Below are 23,385 nucleotides of genomic sequence, written 5' to 3'. Positions count from 1 at the left end.
CAACAACGGGACAATCTGAGCTGAGCTGAGCGATACCGCCACGGTTTAATCGCGAAGCTCGCTCAGCAACTCACAGTCCTCAGCCGCATCAGACATTCGCCTCGGCTTTCGCGGGCATCGCCGCGTGCGCTGCGTCTTCCTGCTCGGCCGATGTGCCCGTTGGCGACACCGCCACCAAAATGCTGCATGACACCCTATCCATCAGCGGCGTGTTACCCGCGCCCATCCACCAGCGCGCGAGGCCCGTGCGGCACCGATGCCCCACCACTACCAGATCGACCTGCAAACTCTGGGCAAGCCCGGCAATTTCATCGATAGGATGGCCGAACGCAAAGTGACCCTCCGCCTTTACGCCCCGCTCGGTCAGCCATTCCACGCCTTCACGCAGAATGTCGCGGGCGGCGTCCTCGAAACGGCCGCATGCCATATCGGTGAGAAGGCCTGCACTTTGGGCAATGCTGGAGCGCATGTCGACAACAGCCAGCACGTGCGTTTCGGCTTTCAGGTCGAGCGCCAGATTCGCGCCGTCGCGCAATGCCTTGCGCCCTTCACGGGAGCCGTCGTAACACAACAGGATTTTTCGGTAGCTCGCCATGGTGGTTCTCCGCGCTGCACAGGGGCAGCAAAGGGCATCGAAAAAACGGTCGTCAAAGTCTTGCAGATTCTGCCCCGTGGGCCGGGTGGGCGACAAAACCCGGGCCGCGTTGCCTTCATCATGGTGCGTCGCTGAAACGGTGACAACGATGGAAAACGCTAATGCGGCCCCGTCGTTGGTGAAACGCCAAGCGGGCACCATGCCAGGAGCCCCAATCCCTTGATGGGCGGGCTTTCCAGCCACCAGATCCGGCACAACGAACGCGCCGTGAGACCACAAAATAACCGGCATGCGCATCCGCAGTGCAGGTCGCGCGACGGGACGCGCCTCGTTGGTGCAATCGATTAAACTAGTTAGCTTGTTTTCAGACCCAACGCCCGAGTGTTTGCGCATGTCAGATGCAGCAGTGTTACCCAGCCACGCGACCCGCATGACAGGCGCGCCGGCAAACCCAGCGATCGAATTTATCGACGTCGAGAAACATTACGGCGACAAGACGGTCGTCAACGGCCTGTCGTTCCACGTCCAGCCCGGCGAGTGTTTCGGCCTGCTTGGCCCCAATGGCGCGGGCAAGACGACCACGCTCAAAATGCTGCTCGGCCTCACCGCGCCGGATGCGGGCACGATCCGTCTTGTCGATGAACCAATTCCTTCTCGCGCCCGTTACGCCCGGCGCCGCGTGGGTGTGGTGCCGCAATTCGACAACCTCGATCCCGACTTCACCGTGCGCGAAAACCTGCTCGTGTTCGGCCGTTATTTCGGCATGAGCGGCAGCGAGATAGCAGCCGTGGTGCCGTCGCTGCTGGAATTCGCGCGGCTGGAAAGCAAGGCGAATGCGCGGGTCGGCGAGTTATCCGGCGGGATGAAACGGCGGCTGACGCTCGCGCGCGCACTAGTGAACGATCCCGACGTGCTGATCATGGACGAACCGACCACCGGGCTCGATCCGCAAGCGCGGCATCTGATTTGGGAACGGCTACGCTCGCTGCTCGCGCGCGGCAAGACGATCCTGCTCACCACGCACTTCATGGAGGAAGCCGAACGGCTTTGCGACCGGTTGTGCGTGATCGAGGAAGGCCGCAAGGTGGCCGAGGGAAAACCGGACGATCTGATCCAGCGGGTGATCGGCTGCGACGTGATCGAGATCTATGGTCCCGATCCGCAAGCCCTTCGCGAGGAACTGTTGCCGTTCGTCGGCCGGATGGAGATCAGCGGCGAGACGCTGTTTTGTTATGTCGATGACCCCGCGCCCGTGCATCAGCGAGTAAAGGGGCGGCCAGGCGTGCGTTATCTACATCGGCCGGCGAATCTTGAAGATGTGTTTTTGCGCCTGACCGGGCGCGAGATGGTGGACTGATCCATGTCGAGCGAACCGAATGTGAACACCGTGGAATCGGCACCCCGCGCTCCGCGCTCCGTGCAAAAGCCGGAACACGAGCCGTTCGTGGCCGCGATGCCCGCGAACGCGACGAACTGGATGTCGGTCTGGCGGCGCAATTATCTCGTCTGGAAAAAGCTCGCGATTGCCTCGATGTTCGGCAATCTCGCCGATCCGATGATTTACCTGTTCGGCCTGGGTCTCGGGCTCGGCCTGATGGTCGGCCACGTGGACGGTGTTTCGTATATCGCGTTTCTCGCGGCGGGCACGGTGGCGTCGAGTGTGATGATGTCGGCGAGTTTCGAGGCCATGTACTCCGGCTTCTCGCGCATGCATGTGCAACGCACGTGGGAGGCGATCATGCATACGCCGCTCACCCTGGGCGATATCGTGCTCGCGGAAATTGTATGGGCTGCGAGCAAGTCAGTGTTGTCGGGCGTGGCGATCATGCTGGTGGCCGGCGTTCTCGGCTACGCGAGTTTTCCATCGATGCTTTATGCGTTGCCCGTGATCGTCCTGACCGGTCTGGCGTTTTCGAGCACGGCGATGATCGTGACGGCGGTGGCGCCGAGCTACGACTTTTTCATGTTCTACCAGACGCTCGCGCTCACGCCCATGCTGCTGCTTTCGGGCGTGTTTTTCCCGCTTACGCAGCTGCCCGCAATCGCGCAGCACGTCTCGCTGTTGTTGCCGTTATCGCATGCGGTCGAGCTCATCCGGCCCGCGATGCTCGACCGTCCGGCAGAGCATCTGGTGCTGCATGTGGCGGTGCTGGCGGCCTATGCGATCATGCCGTTCTTTATCTGCGCGATGCTGTTCCGTCGACGGATGATGCGTTAAGCGGATAGCCAAGACTTGAGGCCACCCGAAGCGCTTAATAAAAAACCGTTCCAACGTAAGTTGGAACGGTTTCTCTTCGTGCTGTGCTCCGATTACTTCAGCCCGGGCGTGAATTCCTTATGTCCGCCGAACCCGAATCGCATCGCCGATAACATCCGGTCTGCGAACGAATTATCTTCGCGCGACCGGAACCGCGAATAAAGCGCCGCCGATAAAACCTGCACCGGCACCGCTTCCTCGATCGCCGCCTCGATCGTCCAGCGCCCTTCGCCACTGTCGGCCACTTCGGAAGAATACTTGTCGAGCGTGCTGTTACCGGCAAGCGCCCCCGCTGTCAGATCCAGCAGCCACGACGACACCACGCTGCCTCGCCGCCACACCTCCGCTATATCTGCAATATCCAGATCGTAGCGCTGCGCCTCAGGCAACTCCGTCGACGACTTGTGCTTCAGGATGTCGAACCCTTCCGCATACGCCTGCATCAAGCCGTACTCGATGCCGTTATGCACCATCTTCACAAAGTGCCCCGATCCCACCGGCCCCACGTACATATAGCCGTTTTCGACACGTTGATCGCGACCTTCGCGATTCGGCGTGGCGGGAATATCACCGCGTCCGGGAGCCAGCACAGACAAAATCGGATCGTGCCGCAGCACCACGTCCTTGTCGCCGCCGATCATCATGCAATAACCGCGCTCGAGTCCCCACACGCCGCCCGACGTGCCTACATCCATGAAATGGATGCCCTTCTCTTTCAGCTTCGCCGCGTGGACGATGTCATCCTTGTAGAAACTATTGCCGCCATCGATAACCGTATCGCCCGCTTCCAGGATCTCGTAGAGATCGTTCAGCGTGTCTTCGGTGATCTTGCCCGCCGGCAGCATCAGCCAGACCGAGCGCGGCGCAGCCAGCTTTTGGACGAGATCGCCTAGCTCGCTTGCGCCGGTCGCGCCATCGGCCACGACCGCCTGCGTCGCTTCGGGCGCATGGTCGTACACCACGCACGTCTGCCCGCCGCGCATCAACCGGCGTGCAATGTTCGCGCCCATCCTGCCAAGTCCCACGATTCCGATCTGCATGATGGCTTACTCCTTATGGCTGGTTTTAACGCGTTCGATCTGCTTTTTCGCTTCGTCGTAGACGTGTTCCGGCGTAAAGCCAAACTTCTTCTTCAAGTCGGAGAGCGGCGCCGACGCCCCGAACGTATGCATCACGACTTGCGAACCGAGACGGCCCACATAACGATCCCAGCCGAGAGTGCCGGCCTGCTCCACGCACACGCGCGCGTCCACGTCTGGCGGAAACACGGAATCCTTGTAGGCTTCATCCTGCCTTTCGAACAGATCCCATGACGGCATGGAGACCACCCGCGCCGCGATGCCCTCGCTCTTGAGCTTCTCGTAGGTATCGACGCACAACGACAGTTCGCTGCCCGTCGCCATCAGGATGACTTGCGGCTTCTTGCCGTTTTCAGCGTCGGCGAGAACATACGCGCCCTTGTGAACGCCCTTCGCCGATGCATATTTCGAGCGGTCCAAAGTCGGCAGCGGCTGGCGCGAGACGATGATGCAAGCCGGCCGATGCGGCTCGGACAGTGCGGCACGCCACGATTCGGCGACTTCGTTTGCATCGCCCGGACGGTAGCTGCTGAGTCCCGGCACGCCGCGCAACGAAGCCAGTTGTTCGATCGGCTGATGCGTCGGGCCGTCTTCGCCCACGCCGATGGAATCGTGCGTGAACACGTAGATCACCGGCACTTCCATGATGGACGAAAGCCGGATCGGCGGCTTCATGTAGTCGCTGAAAATCAGGAACGTGGAACCGTAGGGGCGCAGATTCGACAATGCGATGCCGTTGCAGATCGCACCCATGACATGCTCGCGAATACCGAAGTGCAGGTTGCGGCCGGCGTAGTTGTCATGTTCGAAGCTGCCCGCGCCTTCGAACTTCATGTCGGTCTTGGTCGATGGCGACAAATCCGCCGAGCCGCCGATCATCCACGGGAAGCGCTTCGCGATGGCGTTAAGCACCTTCCCCGACGATTCCCGCGACGCCATGCCCTTCGCGTCGGCGTCGAACGTGGGGATGTCCGCGTCCCAACCCTCCGGCAACGCATGCGCTTCGATCTGCGCAAACTCCTTCGCCAAGTCCGGATACTTCTTCGCGTAGTCATCGAAACTCTTTTGCCACGCTTCGCGCGCCGCTTTGCCACGCGCGCCGATGCCCTCGTTGAAATGCTCGTACACGCCGTCCGGCACCAGGAAACTGGAATCCTCCGGCCAACCGTAGAACTTCTTCGCGAGCTTGATTTCATCGACACCCAGCGGTTCGCCATGCGCCGCCGACGTGTCCTGCTTATGCGGCGCGCCCCAGCCAATAATGCTTTTCACCACGATCAGTGTGGGTTTGTCGGTCGTGGCCTTCGCCTTGTTCAGCGCGGCTTCGAGCGCGGCGCCGTCGTTGGCGTCGTCCACATGCATCGTGTTCCAGTTGTAGCCCTTGAAACGCGTTTCCACGTCGTCGCTGTACGCCAGATCCGTGTGCCCTTCGATCGTCACGCGATTGCTGTCGTAGATCCAGATCAGGTTCGACAATTGCAGATGCCCCGCCATCGACGCCGCTTCGTGCGAGATGCCTTCCATCATGTCGCCGTCGCCGCACAGCGCATACACGCGATAGTCGAAAATCTGCGCATCCGGCTTGTTGAAACGCGACTCGTACCAGCGCGCGGCCATCGCCATGCCGACGCTATTTCCAAGCCCTTGCCCAAGCGGACCCGTCGTGGTCTCGACGCCCGTTGTCATCCGGTATTCCGGGTGGCCCGGCGTCTTGCTGTCGAGCTGCCGGAAATGCTTGATGTCATCCAGCGATACGGCCGGGCCATCCGTTGGCTTACCAGCATGATCGAGCGCTCTCACACCAGTCAGATGCAGCAGCGAATACAGCAGCATCGACGCATGGCCAACCGACAGCACGAAGCGGTCGCGATTCGGCCACAGTGGCTCGGTCGGATCGTAGCGCAGGTGGTTTTGCCAGAGATGGAAGCCGACCGGTGCAAGTGCCATCGGCGTTCCCGGATGACCGGAATTGGCTTTTTGCACGGCGTCCATGGACAGCGTGCGGATGGTGTTGATGGCGAGGGTGTCGAGATCGGAAGAGGACTTCGAGGGGGATTGCGGCATGAGCGACGACTCCTTTTGCGTAGGGCGCGCTGAGGCACGAGAGGCGCCACAGCGGGCAACCGAGACCTTCGAGCAAGTGTAGTGCCATGAAAACAGGCGCGTCACCAAAGAACAACGAAGCGCGCGCCACCAAAGGAGCGGCGCGGCTTATGACTGACGATTACGACATCGGACGCGACAACAACTTTACGCTTGAAACCGTGCAAAAACGAACGCGATGGGTAAAAAATCGTGGTGCGTTTCGATCACCGGATGTCGACCACCATAACGAGCGCGTATGACATTTTCCGGTGGTTTTATCAGGGCGCGGGATTAGGCTGGGTTTCGTGAAGCAAGTTGATTTCAGCCAGAATCTCGTCCGACAATTTCACGTCCACGCTGCCGATGTTCTCATGCAATTGCGCGAGCGAGGTTGCGCCGATCAGCGTGCTGGTCGTGAACGGACGGCTGTTCACAAACGCGAGCGCGAGTTGCGTCGGGCTCAGGCCGTGACGCTTGGCGAGCTCGACGTAGCCGCTGATGGCCTTGATCGCGTGCGGCTTGCTGTAGCGTGCAAATCGCTCGAACAACGTGATACGGGCGCCTGCCGGACGCGCGCCACCCTCGTACTTGCCGGACAGCCAGCCGAACGCCAACGGCGAATACGCCAGCAGGCCGATGCCTTCCTTGTGCGTGAATTCCGAGAGCCCGGTTTCGAACGTGCGGTTCACCAGGCTGTACGGATTCTGAATGCTCACGATGCGCGGCAGGCCGAGTTTATCGGCGGCATTCAGGAATTGTGCGACACCCCAGGGCGTCTCATTCGATACCCCGACGTAGCGGATCTTGCCTGCCTTCACGAGATCGCCAAGCACGCTCAGCGTCTCCTCGATAGGCACCGTGTATTCGTCCTCGACCCACGGATAATTCGCGCGGCCGAACGTCATCGTGCTGCGGTCCGGCCAGTGCAGTTGATACAAATCGACGTAATCCGTCTGCAGCCGTGCAAGGCTGGTATCGATGGCTTCGGTCAGGTTCTTCCGGTCGAACTGGTTGCCCGCGCCGCGGATATGCCGCGGATTATGCGGCTGGCGCGCGGGTCCCGCGACCTTGGTAGCGAGCACGATCTTCTCGCGCGCGCCCGGGTGCGCGGCCAGCCACGTGCCGATATATTCCTCCGTGCGCCCTTGCGTCTCGGGGCGCGGCGGCACCGGATACATCTCGGCGGCGTCGATCAGGTTGACACCGGCCTCGAGCGCGGCATCGATCTGCGCGTGCGCATCGGCTTCCGTGTTCTGCTCGCCCCAGGTCATCGTGCCCAGTCCGATCAGGCTGACATTGATATCCGTTCCACCGAGTTTCCGGTACTCCATCGCGTGCTTCCCCATGTTCGTGTTCAGGTTTTAAAGGCGCTAGCCGAATGCCGAAGCTACCATAGCCCCGGCCATGCTGCATCGAAGCTCATCGCAACGGCGCTGTCCGGTCCACAAACGATAAAGCTTCCGTTTTGCCTGTCATCGTCTTACATATTTACATCATCCAAGATCCAAGCAGGAGAACGCCTTCGATGCAGGCCCCCGACCTCACCCGCACGACGTCCGGCGCGGCGAACCCACGCGGCTCCTCCGTCATCGTGACGCTGGTCGCGGCGACCTTCTTCATGGAGAACCTCGACGGCACGATCATCGCCACGGCGCTGCCGCAGATGGCGCGCTCGTTTTCCCTGCATCCCGTCGATCTGAGCCTTGGTATTACGTCGTACCTGCTGACGCTTGCCGTGTTCATCCCGATCAGCGGCTGGGCCGCCGATCGCTTCGGCCTGCGCACCGTGTTCGCCGGCGCGATCGCCGTGTTCACGATTGCGTCCGTGCTGTGCGGCATGACGTCCACGCTGCCCACGTTCACGGCGGCGCGCGTGCTGCAGGGTATCGGTGGCGCGATGATGGTGCCCGTCGGGCGGCTCGCGGTATTGCGCGCTACGCCCAAGGAAGGCTTGATGCGCGCGATTTCGATCATCACCTGGCCGGGCCTTGTCGCGCCCGTGATCGGGCCGCCGCTCGGCGGGTTTATCACCACGTATTCGTCGTGGCGCTGGATTTTTTATCTGAATCTGCCGCTTGGGGTCATTGGTCTTGTGCTGGCGCTGCGTTACCTCGACAACACCCGCGAGCATGCAGGCCGCCGCTTCGATTTTCTGGGTTTCGTGCTGTGCGGTCTTGCCTGCACCACCCTGCTCTACGCGATGGAACTCATCGGCCGTAACGACACGCCCTGGGTATTCGCGAGCGGCCTGATTGCGATGGGCTTGATCGCAGGCGCGGGAGCGTGGCTACATGTGCGGCGGTCAACGGAGCCAGTGGTCGATCTCACCGCGCTGCGAATCAGGACCTTCGCCGTCGCGATGGGCGGCGGTTCGCTGTTTCGCATCTCCATCAGCGCGGCGCCGTTTTTGCTGCCGCTGATGTTTCAGGTCGGTTTCGGGCTGAACGCGTTCGAATCCGGGCTCCTGACGTTGTCCGTATTCGCCGGCAATTTATCGATGAAACTCGTCACCACGCCCGTCATGCGGCGCTTTGGCTTTCGTCCTGTGCTGATCGTGAACGGGATTCTGGCGGCTGTGTCGCTGGCGGTGATGAGTTTGATATCGCCGACAACACCGACCTGGATCGTCGTCGCCGTGTTGTTCGCGAGCGGACTGTCGCGCTCGCTGCAATTCACTGCGCTGAACACGCTCAGTTTCGCCGATGTCCCGAAGGCCCAGATGAGCGGCGCGTCCGCGTTGTCGAGCACGCTGTTCCAGTTGACGATGGGCGTAGGCGTCGCGTTGGGCGCGATTGCGTTGCGGCTCGCTGAGTGGATGCATGGCCGCGATACGCAGACAGTCGTGCCCGCGGATTTCAGCGTTGCGTTTCTGATTGTGGCGGCGGTCGGGTTGCTGGGCGTGGCGGACCTGTTCAGCCTGCATCGCGATGCGGGGGCTGAGGTGAGTGGACATCGGCGAAAGGGGTGAGGGAGGAATCGGCTGACTGCGGATTTCAGCGATAGCCCCGCCCCGCGAGCGACCAGTCAGTGCCCTTTCGAGCGTTACGGTAAAATTACAAACTCGGCGCCGGAAAGGCGCCCAACGCTCAAAAATAGCAGTTCCCATGTCAACAGCTTTAAAACCCAGCCCGCGCCGCGTAAGCGTTGCCCCGATGATGGACTGGACCGATAGGCACTGTCGGTCGTTTCACCGCATCTTGACGCGGCATACGTGGCTCTACACCGAGATGGTCACCACCGGCGCTTTGCTCCACGGCGACGTCGCGCGTCATCTCGCGTTCACGCCAGGCGAAGCACCCGTCGCGTTGCAGCTTGGCGGCAGCGAACCGGCCGATCTCGCCCACAGCGCGAAGCTGGGTGAACAGTGGGGTTACGACGAAATCAACCTGAATTGCGGCTGCCCATCAGAGCGCGTGCAGCGCGGCGCTTTTGGCGCGTGCCTGATGAACGAACCGCAACTGGTCGCGGATTGCGTGAAAGCCATGCGCGATGCGGTATCCATTCCGGTCACGGTCAAACATCGGATCGGCGTCGATACGGTCGAGGACTACGCATACGTGCGGGACTTCGTGGGCACGGTCGCCAATGCCGGATGCGAGGTGTTCATCGTCCACGCGCGCAACGCGATCCTGAAGGGCTTGAGCCCGAAGGAGAATCGTGAGATTCCGCCGTTGAAGTACGAATATGCGTACCAGTTGAAGCGCGATTTTCCGCATCTGGAAATATCGATCAACGGCGGCATCAAGACGCTCGATGAGGTCGAAGAGCATTTGAAACACGTCGATGGCGTGATGCTCGGCCGAGAGGCCTATCACAATCCCTATGTGCTTGCAGCCGTCGATTCGCGTTTTTACGGCGCAGAGACTCCCGTGCTGTCGCGCGAGGAAGTAGAGGCCCGATTGATCGACTATGCGCGTCAGGAAGTGGCACGCGGGACATTCCTCGGCGGCATCACGCGGCATTCGCTAGGCTTGTACCGAGGTGTAGCGGGTGCGCGTGGCTGGCGTCGCGTGCTCTCGGATAGCCGCAGGCTCGCGACCGGCGATCTGGCGATTTTCGATGAAGCACGCACGCATCTGCGCGAAGCCATCGAATTGATCGAATAAGGGACTAGGCAAACCGAATCTTTGTTCGTATAATCTCGTTTCTCGATTCGGCAAGCCAGTTCCTGGTGACCCAGAGAGGCAGTAAGAAGTAAGTCAGTGGTGGCTGTAGCTCAGTTGGTAGAGTCCAGGATTGTGATTCCTGTTGTCGTGGGTTCGAGCCCCATCAGCCACCCCAAAAGATTAGTTAAGGCTAAGCCGTTCCGAATTAAAACCGGAACGGCTTTTGTCTTTTCTGAAGTCACTCTGTAGCGTTCGGACTTCCATCCCGCATTCACCATCGTGTTTATAGGGTGCCGTGTTTATAGGGTGCCAGTCTTCGACGTCCGTGCAAAAGCCCCTGGACGATTTCCAAGCTCACGCTGCAGACAAAAAACCACGAGCGGTCCCGCGACAAAACCGCCAACCCGCAAAAAACGAATCTTTAGCATTCTCCGGTGTCACAAAAGCAAAAGGCAGCGCTTGCCAGTCTCGATCAAAGCGTGCCGCCGATCCGGAGAAACCCATGAACTTCCGTGCGATTAAAGCGCTCCCCGGCACCGTCGTTGCTCTTGCCTTGCTAACGGCGGGAATTGGCATCGGAACTGGGACGAGCGCGCAAGCTCAGACCGCTGCGCCAGCCAGATCCTCGTCGATGGCCAAACCACCCGTTGCCCCCAGCGCCGCGAACGCGAACGGCGCGCGTATGTACAACCCCGACAACATGCCGACGAAGCGCCCCGCCCTGCCGCCCAATAGCGGCCGCATGCTGCACAACAACCCGGCAAGCGACGCGATCGCGAAATAAAATCGGCGGGCGCGGCGCATTAGCAAGCACCCGTTGCATCCACCGCAAAGCGGGCCTCGATTGCACCATAACGCGGCATGCCCGACCCTATAATGACGCCACCTTAAAATATTCGCGCAGCCGCTGCTCGCGTCCCAAGCGGTGCTTTTCAATGCAAAAAGTGATTCTGCCGTTCGTCGCGGGCTTTCTCGCCGCCCTGTTCTTCCGTGAATCCACCATAGCGCTGTTTCACGCGGCGGGCGTCGTCGATCCAGCCGGCTACTCCACCGCTGCGTTCCTGCCGCTGGGCATTCCCGAATTCATCGTCAATGCGTTGTGGAGCGCATTTTTCGGCATTCTGATGGCATGGCTGCTGCGCGTCGCGCCCGACCGCACGGCGCCGTGGATCGGTGCACTGGTGTTCGGCGGGATCGTGCTGACGGCCGCGAGCGTGTTCGTAGTCGATCCGCTGCGCGGCATCTGGCCGAGCGGCAACATGCTGCCGCGGCTAGCACTTGGGTTTGCATCGAATGCCATGTGGGGCTGGGGCGCGCTTGTCTTCATGCGCGCCTTCATGGCCGGCAGCGACGCGGACTAATCCGCGAGTGCAGCAAGCGGATGGTCGCGTTCAGCCCACGGGCTATCGAACATCCGCAGCACCTCTTCGCGCGTCACATCTTCCATACGCGTCACCTTCCACGCCGGCTGATTGTCTTTATCGACGATACGCGCCCGGATGCCTTCCATCACATCGCCATGATCGAACGTCGCACGCGTGAGTCCGAGGTCGCGACGCAACGTCTCGGCCATGCTCGACGACTTCGCGCGATCCACGAGTTCCAGCGATACGTCGACGGATAACGGCGAACGTTCGCGCAACTCAGCCGCCGTATGCGCTGCCCACTCGCTTTCTGCGCCGCTCGTCACGCTCTCCAGCGACTTCAGGCAGGCCGCGCCGTTGCCCGAAGCAAAATGCTTGTCGATCAACACGCGGTCCCGTTCGAGTTCACTGGCCTTGCCTGCATCGCGCCGAGCCTCGGCTTCGATAAACCGCACAACCTCCGCGCCCGAAGCGAAAGATTTCTCCTTCAGCGTGTCCACGAGCGCGGGCCGCGCTTCATCGTCCATATAGGCGTCGGCGAGACCGGCGTAGAGGGCATCGGCGGCATCGATTGTCGCGCCCGTCGCGGCGAGATAACGCCCGATCGCACCTGGTGTACGCGCGAGAAACCAGCTCACACCGACATCCGGAAACAAGCCGATACGCGTCTCGGGCATCGCCATCTTCGTCGAGCCCGTGACCACGCGCACGCCGCCCGTATGCTGCGCGCCTTGCGAGATGCCCATTCCCCCGCCCATCACCACGCCGTTCAGCAACGCGATATACGGCTTCGGATACGTAAAAATCGCGTGGTTCAGACGGTATTCATCGGTGAAAAATTCGTCGATAACCGCGCGCTCGCCCGCCTTCGCCGATTGGTACAAAAAGCGGATATCCCCGCCGGCGCAGAACGCGCGCGGATGCGGGCTGTACACGACCACCGCGTGCACCGACGCGTCGTCGCGCCAGGCCCCAAGCGCGCGATGAATGGCATGCAACATTGGCGTGGACAACGCATTCAGCGCCTTCGGCCGGTTCAGCGCGATAAAACCAATACCCTGTGCACGTTCAATACGAATTTCGTCGATAGTCTCGGTCATATGCAATACACGTCTTAATAAATGTGAGTAGAACTTGAGAGTATGGCGTTGAACCTCACGCAGTGCGCGCGGACGGCCTCTTTCGAGCGGATTTTTTCTTGACGCCGACGTATCGACCCGGCAAACAAAGGTTAAGCATTGTGTCAACAAGTACATCGACTGGCGTAGGCAAATACTTCGCCGCGGTCAGGCTCAACGACACAACGCCATGCAACGCAGTCCACACTATTTCGGCTGCAGCCGGCGGGTTCTCGGAGGACGCCAGCGCCTGCGTGAATAACGACAGCGCCGACTCGCCGGCCGCTTCGGGGTCACTGAAGGCTGCGTCCGTGTACGCCGGATTCTGCATGAATATCAGCCGATATACCTCCGGATGCGCCCGCCCGAACGCAACGTACGCATGCGCCATCGCCTTCACGCGCTCGCCGGGGTCCAGCATGGAATCGTGCGTATGCAGCGAGGCGAGCAACAGCGCGTGACCCTCGATGCACAGCGCGTGGGCGATTGCATCGCGTCCGCTGAAATGCAGATAGAGCGAAGCGGGCGAATAACCGACATCCTCGGCGATCTTGCGCATCGACAACGCGTCGAAGCCCTGGCGCACGACGATTGAGCGCGCCGCATCGAGGATATGGCTTCGCTGGAGCGGCTGATTAGAGAGGTGTTGCGTTGAACGGGCCATCCCGCGCATTTTCCGCGAGATGCGGATCAAGTCAATTCAAAACTGAACGGTGTTTAGCGCGACCGTCTTATGAGAATCTGTAATGAGCCTGTCATCATGCCGCGCCCGGCGGAAAATGCCCGCTTTTCAACAGCACCGGCGCGCCCTGACTGATCGACAGATGCTCCCGCGCCACAGCTTCGATCTTCGGGCGCGCCGCGTCGAATGCGCGGATCCAGCCGCTGCTGTCGCAACTCTCCACGCCGAAATGATCTTCAAGCGCTTCGACTGAAATCGCGCATGGAATGCGCTCCCCGTCGACCAGTGCGGCAAACACCACAGTCAGATTCGCGTCGCGATACGCGGGCGCGTCGGCCGGAAAGTGGATGTTCATGATTGCCTCGGGCGCAAGAAAAGCGGGATCGCAACGATGGTACTCGCGGCGCCCGGATTCGGTCTACCCCGCGGCGGCCATGCTCTTGCGGACCAGCTCGGTCGGCACGTCGACAATCTTCAGCGAAACCGCGTCCGGATCGGCGTAGTCGAACTTCAAATGCCGGCTCATATCCCTCACCTGCTCGCAGAAGCGGTGCTGGACGGGTTCGGAGACGAGATCGAAAAGACTCAGCGCTTCGGCCTCGAACCGGTAATGCACTCCCCAGGCGATATTGCCCGGGTAAGTCGCCATACCGCCCGTGCGCCAGCTCACGAACAGGCACGGTTTCGCGTCCGTCCCGATTTCGCTGATATCCGCGCCGCTCGGAAACAGATCGAGCAGCGCCTCGGCAACACATCGCATCGCCGGGTGGCGGATATTGAGCGAACGCATCAGCTATTTTGCAACAATCTGTCAATGTAAGCGCGGGCCGCTTGCTCTACGTAACCCAGCGCCTCGTCCTCGGTTGCAAAGCGCCGCTGCTCGCCGAGATCGACGAGCGCCTCGAACTGACGGACATTGTCCGGTCCGCCCTGCGCGACGTTCACCGTGCCTACGTAAATGGGCGGATTCGGCTTGCCGCCGGCCTGATCCGGTGACTGGGTCAGACGTGCCGCAGCGCTAATGTAATAGCCGCGATACGGGCCGCTAACGCGTTCAGCCATGGTTGTCCTCTCGTACGTTTTATAAGTGTTCGTCAATGTCCCACGCTTCTGTATGGTTTGCGTCCTCGCAAAAAGTTCTCGCTCGTTGCATCCGGTTGCATTTTCTTCCGGCAGCCGGACGTGGGCTGCGTTAGAAAGGTCAATCGTCAGAACTTGCTTCGCAAGGCGCGCACCAGCGATACACATCGTGAAGCGGCCAATCAAGATGCATTTGATGTACATCAAACGCGCGGCTTTTTACCGCGTTCAGCGGCGTGTGGGAAAATGCGGCACGAAATATGTCCGGGAAAACGTTCGGGCGTGGGGTTGTTGCCTGTCAACCGACCTTGGCTCGGCCCGCTCGAACGCAGTCCGGCGTGGTCCACAAGAGGAACAGAATGAAGCAATTTGCACGGCGCTTGCCGCTTACCCCATCGTTTCAGGTTTTGCGTGTTTTACAGACCGCCGGCGTGATCGCAGCGGCCGCGGGTGCGATGAGCCTCGGCGGATGCGCATCGTCGACCGATGCCTCGCTGATCCATCTCCCCGATGGCCAGAGCGGCTACGCCATCAACTGCAGCGGCGCGGACGCCAGCACGACGTGGGCGAGCTGCTACGTCATGGCCGGCGATAAATGCGGCGCGACCGGCTACACGATCGTATCGAAGGATAACGAGGAAGGCGGACCGTCGGGCGGCAGCATCACCAACGTGGTATCGGCAAATGTAAAAAATCGTTCGATGGTCGTGCGTTGTAATTGACGCAATTGACGCGTCGACGTGCCGCCCGCCGTACAGGCGCATGTACGCCTAGTGCGGACTCACCTTTGAAAACACGTTCAGCACGATCACACCCGCCACGATCAGGCCCATGCCGAGCACGGCAGGCAGATCGGGGATCTGCTTGAACAGCAGCGCTGCCACCAGCGTGATCAGCACGATACCCGCCCCCGACCACACGGCATACACAATGCCGACGGGCAGCGACTTCAGCGTCAGCGACAGCAAGTAGAACGAGATGCCGTAGCCGATCACGACGATGACGGACGGCACCAGCCGCGAGAATCCCTCCGATGCCCGCAAGGCCGATGTCGCCACGACTTCGGCAACGATAGCGACCGCGAGCAGCACATAAGCGGATGAGCGCATGTATTACGCCTTGTCCGGTGCAAACGCGAGCGCGCTTGCGTCGTGGCCGAGGACCGCGCACAGCGCTTCGACCACGAATTCATGATCCTGGCGTTGCGGCAAGCCGGACACCGTCACCACGCCGATCACGCCTGCACCTTTGACCGTCAACGGAAACGCGCCGCCGTGCGAGGCGAACTCGGCGGCGGGGAGACTGTATTTATCCGCGAGGGTTGCGGATGCCTGTTGCAGACTCAAACCGATCGCATACGAACTGCGGCGGAAGTGCTCGACCGTGCGCGCCTTGCGTTGCACCCAGCGCACGTTGTCGGGCGTGGTGCCATTGAGGGCGGCAAAGAACAGCGGCTGGCCGAACGTGCGCACTTCTATCGCCATGACCGCGCCTCGCGCGACAGCCATTTCGCGAAGTTGCGAGCCAATCTGCCAGGCACGGTCTGAATCGAATTGCGGGAAGACGAGCATCTTTTCCTGTTGAGCGATGGTCTGCAAGTCGTGGTTGATGTTCATGAGCAATGGGTTCCTGGCAAGTGACAGATCAAGCGACGCTGCCATAGACGCGCGACGCGATTAGACAAATTGTGACATGCCCCGGCGATCGAGCTTGCTTGATCGCGTCATTGAACTGCTTTTCGACGACTAGTGCGCGTCGTGAACGCTTGATGTGCGAATCGCCATATCGGCTAAGAAATCTTAGTTTTTCTTGGTTCGTCTTAATTTGTCTTATAAAGTTAATTGGTTCGGGTGCCTAATATGTTGTTTATCTTGCACTACGAGGCGAATTAGGAACTTTCTCATTAGGGCATTCCGCCTTGCTCAGTAGAGTTCGAGCCCTGTCCACGCAGCCATCGACGAGTCCGCTTCGTTCCGACATGCGCAGCGGCCTCTCGCTCGCGAACAACCACATCAATAGCGTCGGTGCGATAAGCAGCGCGATGGCGATGATAGCGGGCAGCGCGGCAGCCATCATCGCCATCGCGGACAAGGACAACCGTTTTGCGGCAGACACGGGCGTGTATCGTGACAAGGCAGCTATCGCGATTGGTTTCCAGAAGCGCTTCGGAACCAACATGGTGCTGATGGTCGGCGGTTCGACGACCGGTGACGAAACTACCGGAGGCGCAGGCTTCGCGTTCGGGCTCTAACTGGCATTCAGCCAACTAAGAAGCACAGTTGAAAAACACGGCCGCTGATCTCATCAGATCAGCGGCCGCGTCCTTTTATTCGTCCAACGCTATGTAGTGCAACTCGAGCGACGCCTCGCACTTGCGGCACTTGCGCTCAGCGTCTCAAAGCATTTGCCCACGAACACAGTCGATGCTCCTGATAGCCCGATGCTGTGTTCAATCACGTCATCAACCAGAGCAACGTGACAAACATGTTGCGCTGCAATCACCGTTGTCTTATAATCTTTTTCGCGGGGTGGAGCAGTCTGGCAGCTCGTCGGGCTCATAACCCGAAGGTCATAGGTTCAAATCCTATCCCCGCAACCAAAGATTCAACGTCAAAAGCCCGGTTCTGCGGGCTTTTTTCATTTCAGGCGCTGATGTTCTTTTTTAGCCTGTAGACCTAGCGCCTTGAGCGATACCAGTGTCACAACAGGTCGCATCTCAACCGAACGAATGGCGCTTCCACGCGTGGCATAATCGAGCGCTTAGCCGCTTTGGAAGCCACCTTTAGCACCATGCGCCGTCGCCTAGTCCGCAAGTTCGGCAGCCTCATCGGATTGCTTGCAATCCTGATGAGCGTGCTCGCTCCGGCTGTATCGCAAGCACTTGCTTCAGGCGCTCACGCCGAGACTATTCTTAGCGCTTACTGCTCGGCGGCATCGCAGAGTCAAGCTGAAAAACACACGCCTTCGCAGCACTCCGCCGCAGGCCATTGGGACGCATGCGGCTACTGCAATTTCGCGGCCCATTCGCCTGCTGCGCCGCCTTCAACGCACGCGCTTCAACCGCGTCTCGCAGCGACATCCCCCGCCACCAACGCGCGCGTTGAATCTATCGCGCCGTATGCGCCGGTGTTCGCCGCACAACCTCGTGCACCACCCTTCTCCGCCTGATTCTTCGCACTGTCGCCGGCGCTATTTTGCCGGCTCTCATCTCTCGCGTAAAAACAGGATCAGCATGACCTCGTCCCTTGCAAACATCGCAAACATGGCTAAGCGCGGCGCGCTTGCGGCCACGCTTCTCATCACCGCTCAACTGGCCGTCGCTCACGCGCTGCCGAAGCAACAAAGCCCTGCACCCGACTCGACCGTCGAAGCGCCGCATGAAGTCGCCATCGATTTCTCTGAAGGTCTCGAGTCGGCGTTCAGCACGCTGGTTGTCGTCGATGCCGCCGGCAAACAGGTCAACAGCGCAAAGTCAGCCGTCGATGCCACCAACAAGAAGCACATGAGCGTCGCGCTCGGCGATCTCAAGACGGGCACGTATCAAGTGGAATGGACAGCGGTAGCAGACGACGGCCATCGTACTAAAGGCCACTACCTGTTCAACGTCAAGTGAGCCGGCCATGAAAAAAACTACGCTGATTCACGCCGGCATGCTTTTGGTATGCGCTCTTGCGGCATCGGGCGCGCAAGCCGCGACACTCGAAGCACACGATTGCTGGATCCGTTCGATGCCGGCGAGCCTCCCGTCATCGGGCTACTTCGTGGTATCGAATAGCGGCGATAAACCCGCTACCCTCACCGGCGCCGAAACCCCCGCGTTCGGCATGGCGATGCTGCATAAATCAACGAGCAACGGCAGCACATCGACCATGTCGATGGTCGAGTCCGCCGAGGTTCCCGCGCACGGTACGCTTGCGTTTGCACCGAGCGGTTATCACCTGATGCTCGAGGACGCCCCGAAGCCGTTGAAGGTCGGCACAACGATCCCGTTGAAGCTGACGTTCGCGGACCAGTCGAGCATCGAGACGACATGTGCAGTGAAACCGGCGTCCACATTAGGCAAGTAAGCTCGCAGCAGTAAAAAAAGGTGCGCCGCAACTGGATTGCGGCGCGCCTTTTTACCTGACGTTGTCTGTGCCACCGAGCCGGGCGCATCGAACAATCAAGCCGCTCAATGCCCCTTGAAGAGATCCATGATCTCCTGGCGCTCCGCCGGGTTCACGTTGGGCGGCGGCACGCTCGGAGGTGTCATGCCACCGGGACCGACACCGCCCACCGCATCGCTTGCACCTTCAGCCGGATTCGCCGAATCCATTCCGATACTCGCGACAAAACCATCGCCCGGCGTTTTATCGGCGTAAAACAACTCCCCGTCGATGTTCGTCAAACCGTCAGGCATCGCCATGGGTTGCTGCGGAACCTTGGCGAGCGCCCGTTGCATGTACTCGACCCAAATCGGCAATGCAAGTTGTGCGCCGAACTCTCGGCTACCGAGCGATTTAGGCTGGTCGTAACCCATCCACGCGATCGCCACGAGCTGATGCTGATAGCCCGCGAACCAGCCGTCCTTCGCGTCATTGGTCGTACCGGTCTTGCCCTGCAAGTCGTTGCGCTTGAGCACGTTGGTGCCGGCGCCCGTGCCGCCGGTTGCAACCGAATGCAGCAAGCTATTCATGACGTACGCGTTGCGCGGCTCCAAAGTTTGCGGCGCGTTGCTGCCGGCAATCAGCGGATTGGCGCGCGAAACCACCGTGCCGCGTGCATCGGCTACTTCACCGATCAGATACGGATTGATCCGCGAACCGCCGTTGGCGAACACCGAATACCCCCCGGCCAGTTGCAGCGGCGTGACGAGACCGGCACCCAGCGCGAGCGGCAGATAAGGCGGCGTCTTATCCACATCGAAACCGAATTTCTGCGTGACGTAGTCCTGCGCGTACTTCGTGCCGATGTACGAAAGGATGCGGATCGACACGAGGTTCTTCGACTTCTGCAAAGCCGTGCGCATGGACATGGGGCCCTCAGGCTGGTCGTCGTCCTTCGGCTCCCATGCCTGGCCGCCCGGTGAAGCCGGCGGGAAATACAACGGTGCGTCATTGATGATGGTCGCCGGTCCAAGCCCCTTTTCCAGCGATGCGGAATAAATGAATGGCTTGAAGCTCGACCCCGGCTGGCGCCATGCCTGCGTGACGTGATTGAACTTGTTCTTGTTGTAATCGAAGCCGCCGACCAGCGCGCGAATCGCGCCATCCTGCGGCACGAGCGAGACCAGCGCACCCTCCACTTGCGGCAACTGCGTGATGCTCCAGTTGCCCTTTGCGTCTTGCATCACACGCACGATGGAACCCGGCTTGATCCGCACCGCTGCCGATGCATTGCTGCGCAAACCGGCTGCGACGAAACGCAAGCCGTCGCCGGTGACGGTCGCCGGATCGGCGTTGACGAACGTCACCACCACCTCCTTCGGATTCACCGATGTCACCACGCCCGCGACCAGATCACCGTTATCGGGATGATCGGCGAGCGCGTCGTCGATGGCTTCGTCGCGGTCGTCCTGGTTCGTCGGCAGATTGACGAACCCTTCCGGCCCGCGATACCCATGGCGCCGCTCGTAATCCATCACGCCCTTGCGCACGGCGTTGTACGCCGCTTCCTGATCGGCGGAATCGACAGTCGTGGTCACCGAAAAACCACGCGTGTACGTGTCGTCGCGATATTGCGCGTACATCATCTGCCGCACCATCTCCGCAACATATTCCGCGTGCACGCTGTACTCCGTGCCCGTCACGCGCGCGTGTATTTCTTCGGCGCTGGCCTGGTCGAATTGCGCTTGCGTGATGAAGTTCAGGTCGAGCATGCGCTTCAGGATGTATTGCTGACGAACCTTCGCGCGCTTCGGATTGACGACCGGGTTATAGGCCGACGGTGCTTTCGGTAAACCGGCGAGCATCGCGCATTCGGCCAGCGTCAGGTCCTTGAGGTCCTTGCCGAAATACACCCGCGCCGCCGATGCAAACCCATACGCCCGCTCGCCCAGGTAAATCTGGTTCATGTACAGCTCGAGAATCTGGTCCTTGGTCAGCGCCCGCTCGATCTTGTAGGCGAGCAGCATTTCATAGACCTTGCGCGTGTAGGTCTTCTCACTCGACAAGAAGAAGTTGCGCGCGACCTGCATGGTGATCGTGCTTGCGCCCTGCGATGCACCGCCGTGCATGATGTCGCTCAAGCCTGCGCGCGCAATGCCGATGAAATCGACGCCGCCGTGCTCGTAGAAGCGGTAATCCTCGATCGCGAGGACCGCCTTCTTCATCTGGTCCGGAATCTCGTCGAAGCGCGCGATACGTCGACGCTCCTCGCCGAATTCACCGATCAGCACGTGATCCGCGGTGTAGACACGCAACGGCACTTTCGGACGATAGTCGGTCAACGCGTCGAGCGACGGCAGGTTCGGCCCCATCACGACCAGCGCATAACCGATGATCAGCGCGCCGACTATCGCCGCGACGGCGAAGAGGCCGACGAACCACAACACGATGCGCGCCGCGATCGAGGGTCCGGCTGACGACTTGCGGGTGGGTTGACGGTAACGATTGGGACCATCTTGATCCCGGTCATCGCGTGGAGCGTTCGAGGAATTCGGTCGTTTGATGATTGGCATGACTTGGATTGAACGGTGCGCCCCTAAGGCGCCCGGTGCGCCACGCCCTGACGCTGCGTGACGATAAATGTTGGGGTGGGCGAAAGCCGTGGCCAGCTCCGCCGTGTAGCCGATGTGTAGCGCTGCGGCCCGATCGAAATGTGGAAGCGCTCAAATAAGCGTTCGCACGAAAAATCGACCTGGACCTGCTGCGTCGCGTGCCGTTGCCCCCCGGACTGGCTGCGCGTTCCCGCGAATGACGCCGTTATCACATTGTAAGAAAACCTGCAACGCTGGCGGCCACGCAGAATAACAGCGCATTTTAAAGAATTCGAGCGCCGAGTACCGGCAGCGATACGATTTTTTTGTAAGTAAATCCCGTGGAATGGGCCGCCGCGCAAGTATGTCCGACAAGGCTGACCGTCTTGGGCCACATCGCGGGCACGGCTCTATCACCACTATCTCAATATTGCAAGCCATTGATGCGGTGACCGTTTGAAGAGCGGCTCGGGTGATGTGCGGGCGCGCACGAAAAGATGGCAAACCGATATGATGGACACCTTGGTTGCGTGGTTTGCCGTACCGCCGCGCACGCCGAAAGCGCATCAAATGGCGTTGCCCGTGTCGGATATCGGCCGTTCGGACTTGCCCAGCCCTGCTTGTGAGGCGCTCATGACTACCAAACCCAGCGAACGCATCGTTGTTTTTGTCACCCCCGCGCAGAAACTTGCGATTACCAGCACCGCCGATGGCCTTGGCATCAGCGTCAGCGAACTCATGCGGCGCGCCGTACTGAGCTTCAACGCGACCAGCGAGCAAGTGAAAGTGGCAGGTCTCGTGGACAAGTTGCGTGCGCCCAAAACGCCTGATCCGCTGAATGTCGCGCTGCGGCAAGTCGCCGAACGAGCCGCCGCGCGTGAGGCCCGGGACGCCGCGCAGGTCGCCAAGGTGGCCAGCAAACGGACGTTGGCCGCCGAACCGCCAGCAACGTTGGCTGCGCGCAAGCCGGACATGGGCGACGTCTTGCCGGAAACCTGCGATTCCGAAGAGGACCTCGGTTCGCCGGATGAATCGGATAAAGATGCCTCGCTTTCCGGGCGCTCCTGACTGAACTGCTTGTCGGACCGTCTGCAAACGGTCCGGTTGTTCAAGCGCGCGGCACCACGCGCATGGTCACCGTCACCGCAACGGCCGACGCGACCGCGCTGGCGACTGCGCCCCACGCAATATCGATGAATACAAGCGTTATGCTCCAGCCTTTCAGCGTGACGAGATTGGTCAGGTCATACGTGGCATAAGCGATGATCCCAAACAACAATCCGCTCACCAGGCCGCGCATGGCGCTCTGCCCGGTCACGCCCGGCACGACGCAGAAATGCACCAGCCCCGCGATGTAGATCACATAGAAGATCGCCGCCGCGCCGAAGTTGGGTTTCGGCAACATTGACGTCCTCCCCGTCCTCAGCCATCAGCTGCCGCTTACGCGGAAAGGGCGGGGATTCCTCCAGCGAGACGGCCACGTCCGACCGCGAGAATGTTGATGGCGGCGTTGATGTCGCGGTGGTGATACGCACCGCATACCGCACACGCCCATTCTCTTATTCCAAGACCTGCGACACCTTTGGGCCCCGTGCGAGACTGGCAGCACGAACAGGTCTGGGTTGAATACGCTTCGTTGACTTGCTCGAACCACACGCCTGCGTCATCGCATTTGTACCGGAGCATGGTTCGCAACATCCCCCAACCTGCATCGAGCACGGACTGGGCCATCCGTGTCTTTGCCAGGGCAAGGGAATTCACATGGCCTACGAAGAATCGCGTCGTACTTGCGCACGAGCGCTGTGGAGTGCTTGTGATGCTGATCCTTGCGACGGTTCGCGGCTTTCGCGCAGAGTGCGCGCACGAGCTCCGGCTTCTTCGCCCGCTGCGCCCGGGCAATCTTCTCTTCGAGTAGGCGATGATGCGGTTCAAACTCGAGCAGGACGGCATCGCTGGTCGCGGCACGGCGCAGATTCAGATCCAGTGCGACGGCCTTGCCGATCGCCGCAGGGGCTAGTCTGGGTTGCTTCTGGAGCTTGATCGTGACGTTCAGATACCAGCGCCCGCGCGCGTCTTCGCTGATCGAACCCGTACCCAGCCTGTACTTCGACAAGCCGTAGCTGTCCCACAGACCCAGCGGCTTGCCGGCGAGAAACACCTGGGCGTTGCGATACTGGATCGCGCTCGGATCGCGCTCGACTTGAAGGGGATCCACCCCAGGCTGCGCTTCGCACCCTTGGACACTCGCCATCTGAGCTTCACCTTGCGGAACTGCCTGCGGCGGCTTGCAAACTCTTCGGCCACTGCCTGCACGGTTTGCGAATGGAGCGGCAGGCCTTCCTT

28 protein-coding genes and 2 tRNA genes are annotated in these 23,385 nt (G+C 60.6%); 15 read left to right on the top strand and 15 right to left on the bottom strand.

All coding sequences use genetic code 11. The annotated features are described in order from the left end of the window. Positions 1 to 88 precede the first annotated feature (88 nt). Positions 89 to 595, bottom strand: a complete 507-nt coding sequence (locus tag EOS_RS35055) for a universal stress protein (RefSeq protein ID WP_047896843.1) — start codon at positions 593 to 595, stop codon at positions 89 to 91. A 430-nt stretch (positions 596 to 1,025) separates the two neighbouring features. On the opposite strand from EOS_RS35055, the gene nodI reads away from it, so the two are divergent. Next, positions 1,026 to 1,952 (top strand): nodulation factor ABC transporter ATP-binding protein NodI, encoded by a 927-nt coding sequence (gene nodI / locus EOS_RS35050; RefSeq protein WP_087882037.1) that lies wholly within the window; start codon positions 1,026 to 1,028, stop codon positions 1,950 to 1,952. A 60-nt stretch (positions 1,953 to 2,012) separates the two neighbouring features. Next, positions 2,013 to 2,813: an ABC transporter permease gene (locus EOS_RS35045; protein ID WP_047896842.1), complete on the top strand. Its 801-nt coding sequence runs from the start codon at positions 2,013 to 2,015 to the stop codon at positions 2,811 to 2,813. 92 nt (positions 2,814 to 2,905) lie between these two features. Here the strand turns inward: EOS_RS35045 and gnd are convergent, their stop codons facing one another. Beyond that, positions 2,906 to 3,892 carry a phosphogluconate dehydrogenase (NAD(+)-dependent, decarboxylating) gene (gnd, locus tag EOS_RS35040; protein ID WP_047896805.1) on the bottom strand — a complete coding sequence of 329 codons (987 nt, stop codon included), beginning with the start codon at positions 3,890 to 3,892 and terminating at the stop codon, positions 2,906 to 2,908. A gap of 6 nt (positions 3,893 to 3,898) precedes the next feature. After that, on the bottom strand, positions 3,899 to 5,995 hold the full coding sequence (gene tkt, locus EOS_RS35035) for a transketolase (RefSeq protein ID WP_047896804.1): 2,097 nt from the start codon (positions 5,993 to 5,995) through the stop codon (positions 3,899 to 3,901). 86 nt (positions 5,996 to 6,081) lie between these two features. Between tkt and EOS_RS35030 the strand changes: the two genes are divergently transcribed. Then, entirely contained in the window at positions 6,082 to 6,276 is a 195-nt protein-coding gene (locus EOS_RS35030; protein ID WP_047896803.1) for a hypothetical protein, read from the top strand. 18 nt (positions 6,277 to 6,294) lie between these two features. On the opposite strand, the gene EOS_RS35025 is transcribed toward EOS_RS35030, so the two are convergent. Continuing rightward, positions 6,295 to 7,347 carry an NADP(H)-dependent aldo-keto reductase gene (locus EOS_RS35025; RefSeq protein WP_047896841.1) on the bottom strand — a complete coding sequence of 351 codons (1,053 nt, stop codon included), beginning with the start codon at positions 7,345 to 7,347 and terminating at the stop codon, positions 6,295 to 6,297. A gap of 194 nt (positions 7,348 to 7,541) precedes the next feature. Here EOS_RS35025 and EOS_RS35020 point away from each other — a divergent pair, with 194 nt between their 5' ends. From EOS_RS35020 to EOS_RS35000, 5 genes are all read left to right on the top strand, one after another. Next, complete coding sequence (locus tag EOS_RS35020) at positions 7,542 to 8,984, top strand: DHA2 family efflux MFS transporter permease subunit (RefSeq protein ID WP_047896802.1); 1,443 nt, start codon at positions 7,542 to 7,544, stop codon at positions 8,982 to 8,984. A gap of 136 nt (positions 8,985 to 9,120) precedes the next feature. After that, positions 9,121 to 10,122, top strand: coding sequence for a tRNA dihydrouridine(20/20a) synthase DusA (gene dusA / locus EOS_RS35015; protein ID WP_047896801.1), 1,002 nt, complete (start codon positions 9,121 to 9,123; stop codon positions 10,120 to 10,122). 99 nt (positions 10,123 to 10,221) lie between these two features. Continuing rightward, positions 10,222 to 10,297 (top strand) — tRNA-His (locus EOS_RS35010). Between the two features lie 327 nt (positions 10,298 to 10,624). Next, a complete protein-coding gene (locus tag EOS_RS45100; RefSeq protein ID WP_075645444.1) occupies positions 10,625 to 10,906 on the top strand; it encodes a hypothetical protein in 282 nt (93 codons plus the stop codon). A 151-nt stretch (positions 10,907 to 11,057) separates the two neighbouring features. Continuing rightward, positions 11,058 to 11,483, top strand: a complete 426-nt coding sequence (locus tag EOS_RS35000; protein ID WP_047896799.1) for a hypothetical protein — start codon at positions 11,058 to 11,060, stop codon at positions 11,481 to 11,483. On the opposite strand, the gene EOS_RS34995 is transcribed toward EOS_RS35000, so the two are convergent. The 5 genes from EOS_RS34995 to EOS_RS34975 form a co-directional block, all read right to left on the bottom strand. After that, on the bottom strand, positions 11,480 to 12,586 hold the full coding sequence (locus EOS_RS34995) for an enoyl-CoA hydratase/isomerase family protein (protein ID WP_047896798.1): 1,107 nt from the start codon (positions 12,584 to 12,586) through the stop codon (positions 11,480 to 11,482). The genes EOS_RS35000 and EOS_RS34995 overlap by 4 nt on opposite strands. Positions 12,587 to 12,641: 55 nt before the next feature. Next, on the bottom strand, positions 12,642 to 13,268 hold the full coding sequence (locus tag EOS_RS34990) for a TetR/AcrR family transcriptional regulator (RefSeq protein WP_047896797.1): 627 nt from the start codon (positions 13,266 to 13,268) through the stop codon (positions 12,642 to 12,644). A 94-nt stretch (positions 13,269 to 13,362) separates the two neighbouring features. Next, positions 13,363 to 13,641, bottom strand: coding sequence for a DUF1488 family protein (locus EOS_RS34985; protein ID WP_047896796.1), 279 nt, complete (start codon positions 13,639 to 13,641; stop codon positions 13,363 to 13,365). Positions 13,642 to 13,704: 63 nt separating this feature from the next. Further along, positions 13,705 to 14,076: a hypothetical protein gene (locus EOS_RS34980; protein WP_235443055.1), complete on the bottom strand. Its 372-nt coding sequence runs from the start codon at positions 14,074 to 14,076 to the stop codon at positions 13,705 to 13,707. Then, positions 14,076 to 14,348 (bottom strand): hypothetical protein, encoded by a 273-nt coding sequence (locus EOS_RS34975; protein ID WP_047896840.1) that lies wholly within the window; start codon positions 14,346 to 14,348, stop codon positions 14,076 to 14,078. The genes EOS_RS34980 and EOS_RS34975 overlap by 1 nt, the downstream gene beginning before the upstream one ends. Positions 14,349 to 14,725: 377 nt before the next feature. Between EOS_RS34975 and EOS_RS34970 the strand changes: the two genes are divergently transcribed. Then, on the top strand, positions 14,726 to 15,088 hold the full coding sequence (locus EOS_RS34970) for a hypothetical protein (RefSeq protein WP_047896794.1): 363 nt from the start codon (positions 14,726 to 14,728) through the stop codon (positions 15,086 to 15,088). Positions 15,089 to 15,136: 48 nt separating this feature from the next. On the opposite strand, the gene EOS_RS34965 is transcribed toward EOS_RS34970, so the two are convergent. Then, positions 15,137 to 15,475: an SMR family transporter gene (locus EOS_RS34965; RefSeq protein WP_047896793.1), complete on the bottom strand. Its 339-nt coding sequence runs from the start codon at positions 15,473 to 15,475 to the stop codon at positions 15,137 to 15,139. 3 nt (positions 15,476 to 15,478) lie between these two features. Next, on the bottom strand, positions 15,479 to 15,982 hold the full coding sequence (locus EOS_RS34960; protein WP_047896792.1) for a heme-degrading domain-containing protein: 504 nt from the start codon (positions 15,980 to 15,982) through the stop codon (positions 15,479 to 15,481). Positions 15,983 to 16,284: 302 nt separating this feature from the next. Here EOS_RS34960 and EOS_RS34955 point away from each other — a divergent pair, with 302 nt between their 5' ends. The 5 genes from EOS_RS34955 (at position 16,285) to EOS_RS34935 (ending at position 18,433) form a co-directional block, all read left to right on the top strand. Then, positions 16,285 to 16,617: a YadA-like family protein gene (locus EOS_RS34955; RefSeq protein WP_152693226.1), complete on the top strand. Its 333-nt coding sequence runs from the start codon at positions 16,285 to 16,287 to the stop codon at positions 16,615 to 16,617. Between the two features lie 271 nt (positions 16,618 to 16,888). Then, a tRNA-Met gene (locus EOS_RS34950) sits at positions 16,889 to 16,965 on the top strand. 191 nt (positions 16,966 to 17,156) lie between these two features. Continuing rightward, on the top strand, positions 17,157 to 17,534 hold the full coding sequence (locus EOS_RS34945; protein ID WP_047896790.1) for a DUF2946 domain-containing protein: 378 nt from the start codon (positions 17,157 to 17,159) through the stop codon (positions 17,532 to 17,534). Between the two features lie 64 nt (positions 17,535 to 17,598). Then, on the top strand, positions 17,599 to 17,979 hold the full coding sequence (copC, locus tag EOS_RS34940; protein ID WP_047896789.1) for a copper homeostasis periplasmic binding protein CopC: 381 nt from the start codon (positions 17,599 to 17,601) through the stop codon (positions 17,977 to 17,979). A 7-nt stretch (positions 17,980 to 17,986) separates the two neighbouring features. Next, a complete protein-coding gene (locus tag EOS_RS34935; RefSeq protein WP_047896788.1) occupies positions 17,987 to 18,433 on the top strand; it encodes a copper chaperone PCu(A)C in 447 nt (148 codons plus the stop codon). Positions 18,434 to 18,537: 104 nt separating this feature from the next. On the opposite strand, the gene EOS_RS34930 is transcribed toward EOS_RS34935, so the two are convergent. Further along, on the bottom strand, positions 18,538 to 21,024 hold the full coding sequence (locus EOS_RS34930) for a penicillin-binding protein 1A (RefSeq protein ID WP_047896787.1): 2,487 nt from the start codon (positions 21,022 to 21,024) through the stop codon (positions 18,538 to 18,540). A 528-nt stretch (positions 21,025 to 21,552) separates the two neighbouring features. Here EOS_RS34930 and EOS_RS49400 point away from each other — a divergent pair. Continuing rightward, positions 21,553 to 22,110 carry a hypothetical protein gene (locus tag EOS_RS49400; protein WP_235443054.1) on the top strand — a complete coding sequence of 186 codons (558 nt, stop codon included), beginning with the start codon at positions 21,553 to 21,555 and terminating at the stop codon, positions 22,108 to 22,110. Positions 22,111 to 22,150: 40 nt separating this feature from the next. Here EOS_RS49400 and EOS_RS34920 read toward each other — a convergent pair whose 3' ends face one another. From EOS_RS34920 to EOS_RS46620, 3 genes are read right to left on the bottom strand one after another with little or no spacing between them, the layout of a single operon-like run. Continuing rightward, entirely contained in the window at positions 22,151 to 22,447 is a 297-nt protein-coding gene (locus EOS_RS34920) for a DUF2177 family protein (RefSeq protein ID WP_047896786.1), read from the bottom strand. Between the two features lie 35 nt (positions 22,448 to 22,482). Beyond that, entirely contained in the window at positions 22,483 to 22,728 is a 246-nt protein-coding gene (locus EOS_RS49395; protein WP_235443053.1) for a transposase, read from the bottom strand. Beyond that, positions 22,706 to 23,257: a hypothetical protein gene (locus tag EOS_RS46620; RefSeq protein WP_053064140.1), complete on the bottom strand. Its 552-nt coding sequence runs from the start codon at positions 23,255 to 23,257 to the stop codon at positions 22,706 to 22,708. The genes EOS_RS49395 and EOS_RS46620 overlap by 23 nt, the downstream gene beginning before the upstream one ends. Between the last annotated feature and the right edge of the window lie 128 nt (positions 23,258 to 23,385).

It is taken from the genome of Caballeronia mineralivorans PML1(12) (assembly GCF_001028175.1).
Lineage (GTDB): Bacteria > Pseudomonadota > Gammaproteobacteria > Burkholderiales > Burkholderiaceae > Caballeronia > Caballeronia mineralivorans.
Note: the sequence above shows the minus strand (reverse complement) of the source record. Positions and strands in the feature narration are given on the sequence as shown.

What these genes read in the sequence shown, in the direction of transcription:
- EOS_RS35055 (WP_047896843.1), bottom strand. Translation starts at nt 595, where the DNA reads ATGGCGAGCTACCGAAAAATCCTGTTGTGTTACGACGGCTCCCGTGAA.
- nodI (WP_087882037.1), top strand. Translation starts at nt 1,026, where the DNA reads ATGACAGGCGCGCCGGCAAACCCAGCGATCGAATTTATCGACGTCGAG.
- gnd (WP_047896805.1), bottom strand. Translation starts at nt 3,892, where the DNA reads ATGCAGATCGGAATCGTGGGACTTGGCAGGATGGGCGCGAACATTGCA.
- tkt (WP_047896804.1), bottom strand. Translation starts at nt 5,995, where the DNA reads ATGCCGCAATCCCCCTCGAAGTCCTCTTCCGATCTCGACACCCTCGCC.
- EOS_RS35030 (WP_047896803.1), top strand. Translation starts at nt 6,082, where the DNA reads ATGAAAACAGGCGCGTCACCAAAGAACAACGAAGCGCGCGCCACCAAA.
- EOS_RS35025 (WP_047896841.1), bottom strand. Translation starts at nt 7,347, where the DNA reads ATGGAGTACCGGAAACTCGGTGGAACGGATATCAATGTCAGCCTGATC.
- EOS_RS35020 (WP_047896802.1), top strand. Translation starts at nt 7,542, where the DNA reads ATGCAGGCCCCCGACCTCACCCGCACGACGTCCGGCGCGGCGAACCCA.
- dusA (WP_047896801.1), top strand. Translation starts at nt 9,121, where the DNA reads ATGTCAACAGCTTTAAAACCCAGCCCGCGCCGCGTAAGCGTTGCCCCG.
- EOS_RS45100 (WP_075645444.1), top strand. Translation starts at nt 10,625, where the DNA reads ATGAACTTCCGTGCGATTAAAGCGCTCCCCGGCACCGTCGTTGCTCTT.
- EOS_RS35000 (WP_047896799.1), top strand. Translation starts at nt 11,058, where the DNA reads ATGCAAAAAGTGATTCTGCCGTTCGTCGCGGGCTTTCTCGCCGCCCTG.
- EOS_RS34995 (WP_047896798.1), bottom strand. Translation starts at nt 12,586, where the DNA reads ATGACCGAGACTATCGACGAAATTCGTATTGAACGTGCACAGGGTATT.
- EOS_RS34990 (WP_047896797.1), bottom strand. Translation starts at nt 13,268, where the DNA reads ATGGCCCGTTCAACGCAACACCTCTCTAATCAGCCGCTCCAGCGAAGC.
- EOS_RS34985 (WP_047896796.1), bottom strand. Translation starts at nt 13,641, where the DNA reads ATGAACATCCACTTTCCGGCCGACGCGCCCGCGTATCGCGACGCGAAT.
- EOS_RS34980 (WP_235443055.1), bottom strand. Translation starts at nt 14,076, where the DNA reads ATGCGTTCGCTCAATATCCGCCACCCGGCGATGCGATGTGTTGCCGAG.
- EOS_RS34975 (WP_047896840.1), bottom strand. Translation starts at nt 14,348, where the DNA reads ATGGCTGAACGCGTTAGCGGCCCGTATCGCGGCTATTACATTAGCGCT.
- EOS_RS34970 (WP_047896794.1), top strand. Translation starts at nt 14,726, where the DNA reads ATGAAGCAATTTGCACGGCGCTTGCCGCTTACCCCATCGTTTCAGGTT.
- EOS_RS34965 (WP_047896793.1), bottom strand. Translation starts at nt 15,475, where the DNA reads ATGCGCTCATCCGCTTATGTGCTGCTCGCGGTCGCTATCGTTGCCGAA.
- EOS_RS34960 (WP_047896792.1), bottom strand. Translation starts at nt 15,982, where the DNA reads ATGAACATCAACCACGACTTGCAGACCATCGCTCAACAGGAAAAGATG.
- EOS_RS34945 (WP_047896790.1), top strand. Translation starts at nt 17,157, where the DNA reads ATGCGCCGTCGCCTAGTCCGCAAGTTCGGCAGCCTCATCGGATTGCTT.
- copC (WP_047896789.1), top strand. Translation starts at nt 17,599, where the DNA reads ATGACCTCGTCCCTTGCAAACATCGCAAACATGGCTAAGCGCGGCGCG.
- EOS_RS34935 (WP_047896788.1), top strand. Translation starts at nt 17,987, where the DNA reads ATGAAAAAAACTACGCTGATTCACGCCGGCATGCTTTTGGTATGCGCT.
- EOS_RS34930 (WP_047896787.1), bottom strand. Translation starts at nt 21,024, where the DNA reads ATGCCAATCATCAAACGACCGAATTCCTCGAACGCTCCACGCGATGAC.
- EOS_RS49400 (WP_235443054.1), top strand. Translation starts at nt 21,553, where the DNA reads ATGATGGACACCTTGGTTGCGTGGTTTGCCGTACCGCCGCGCACGCCG.
- EOS_RS34920 (WP_047896786.1), bottom strand. Translation starts at nt 22,447, where the DNA reads ATGTTGCCGAAACCCAACTTCGGCGCGGCGGCGATCTTCTATGTGATC.
- EOS_RS49395 (WP_235443053.1), bottom strand. Translation starts at nt 22,728, where the DNA reads ATGCTCCGGTACAAATGCGATGACGCAGGCGTGTGGTTCGAGCAAGTC.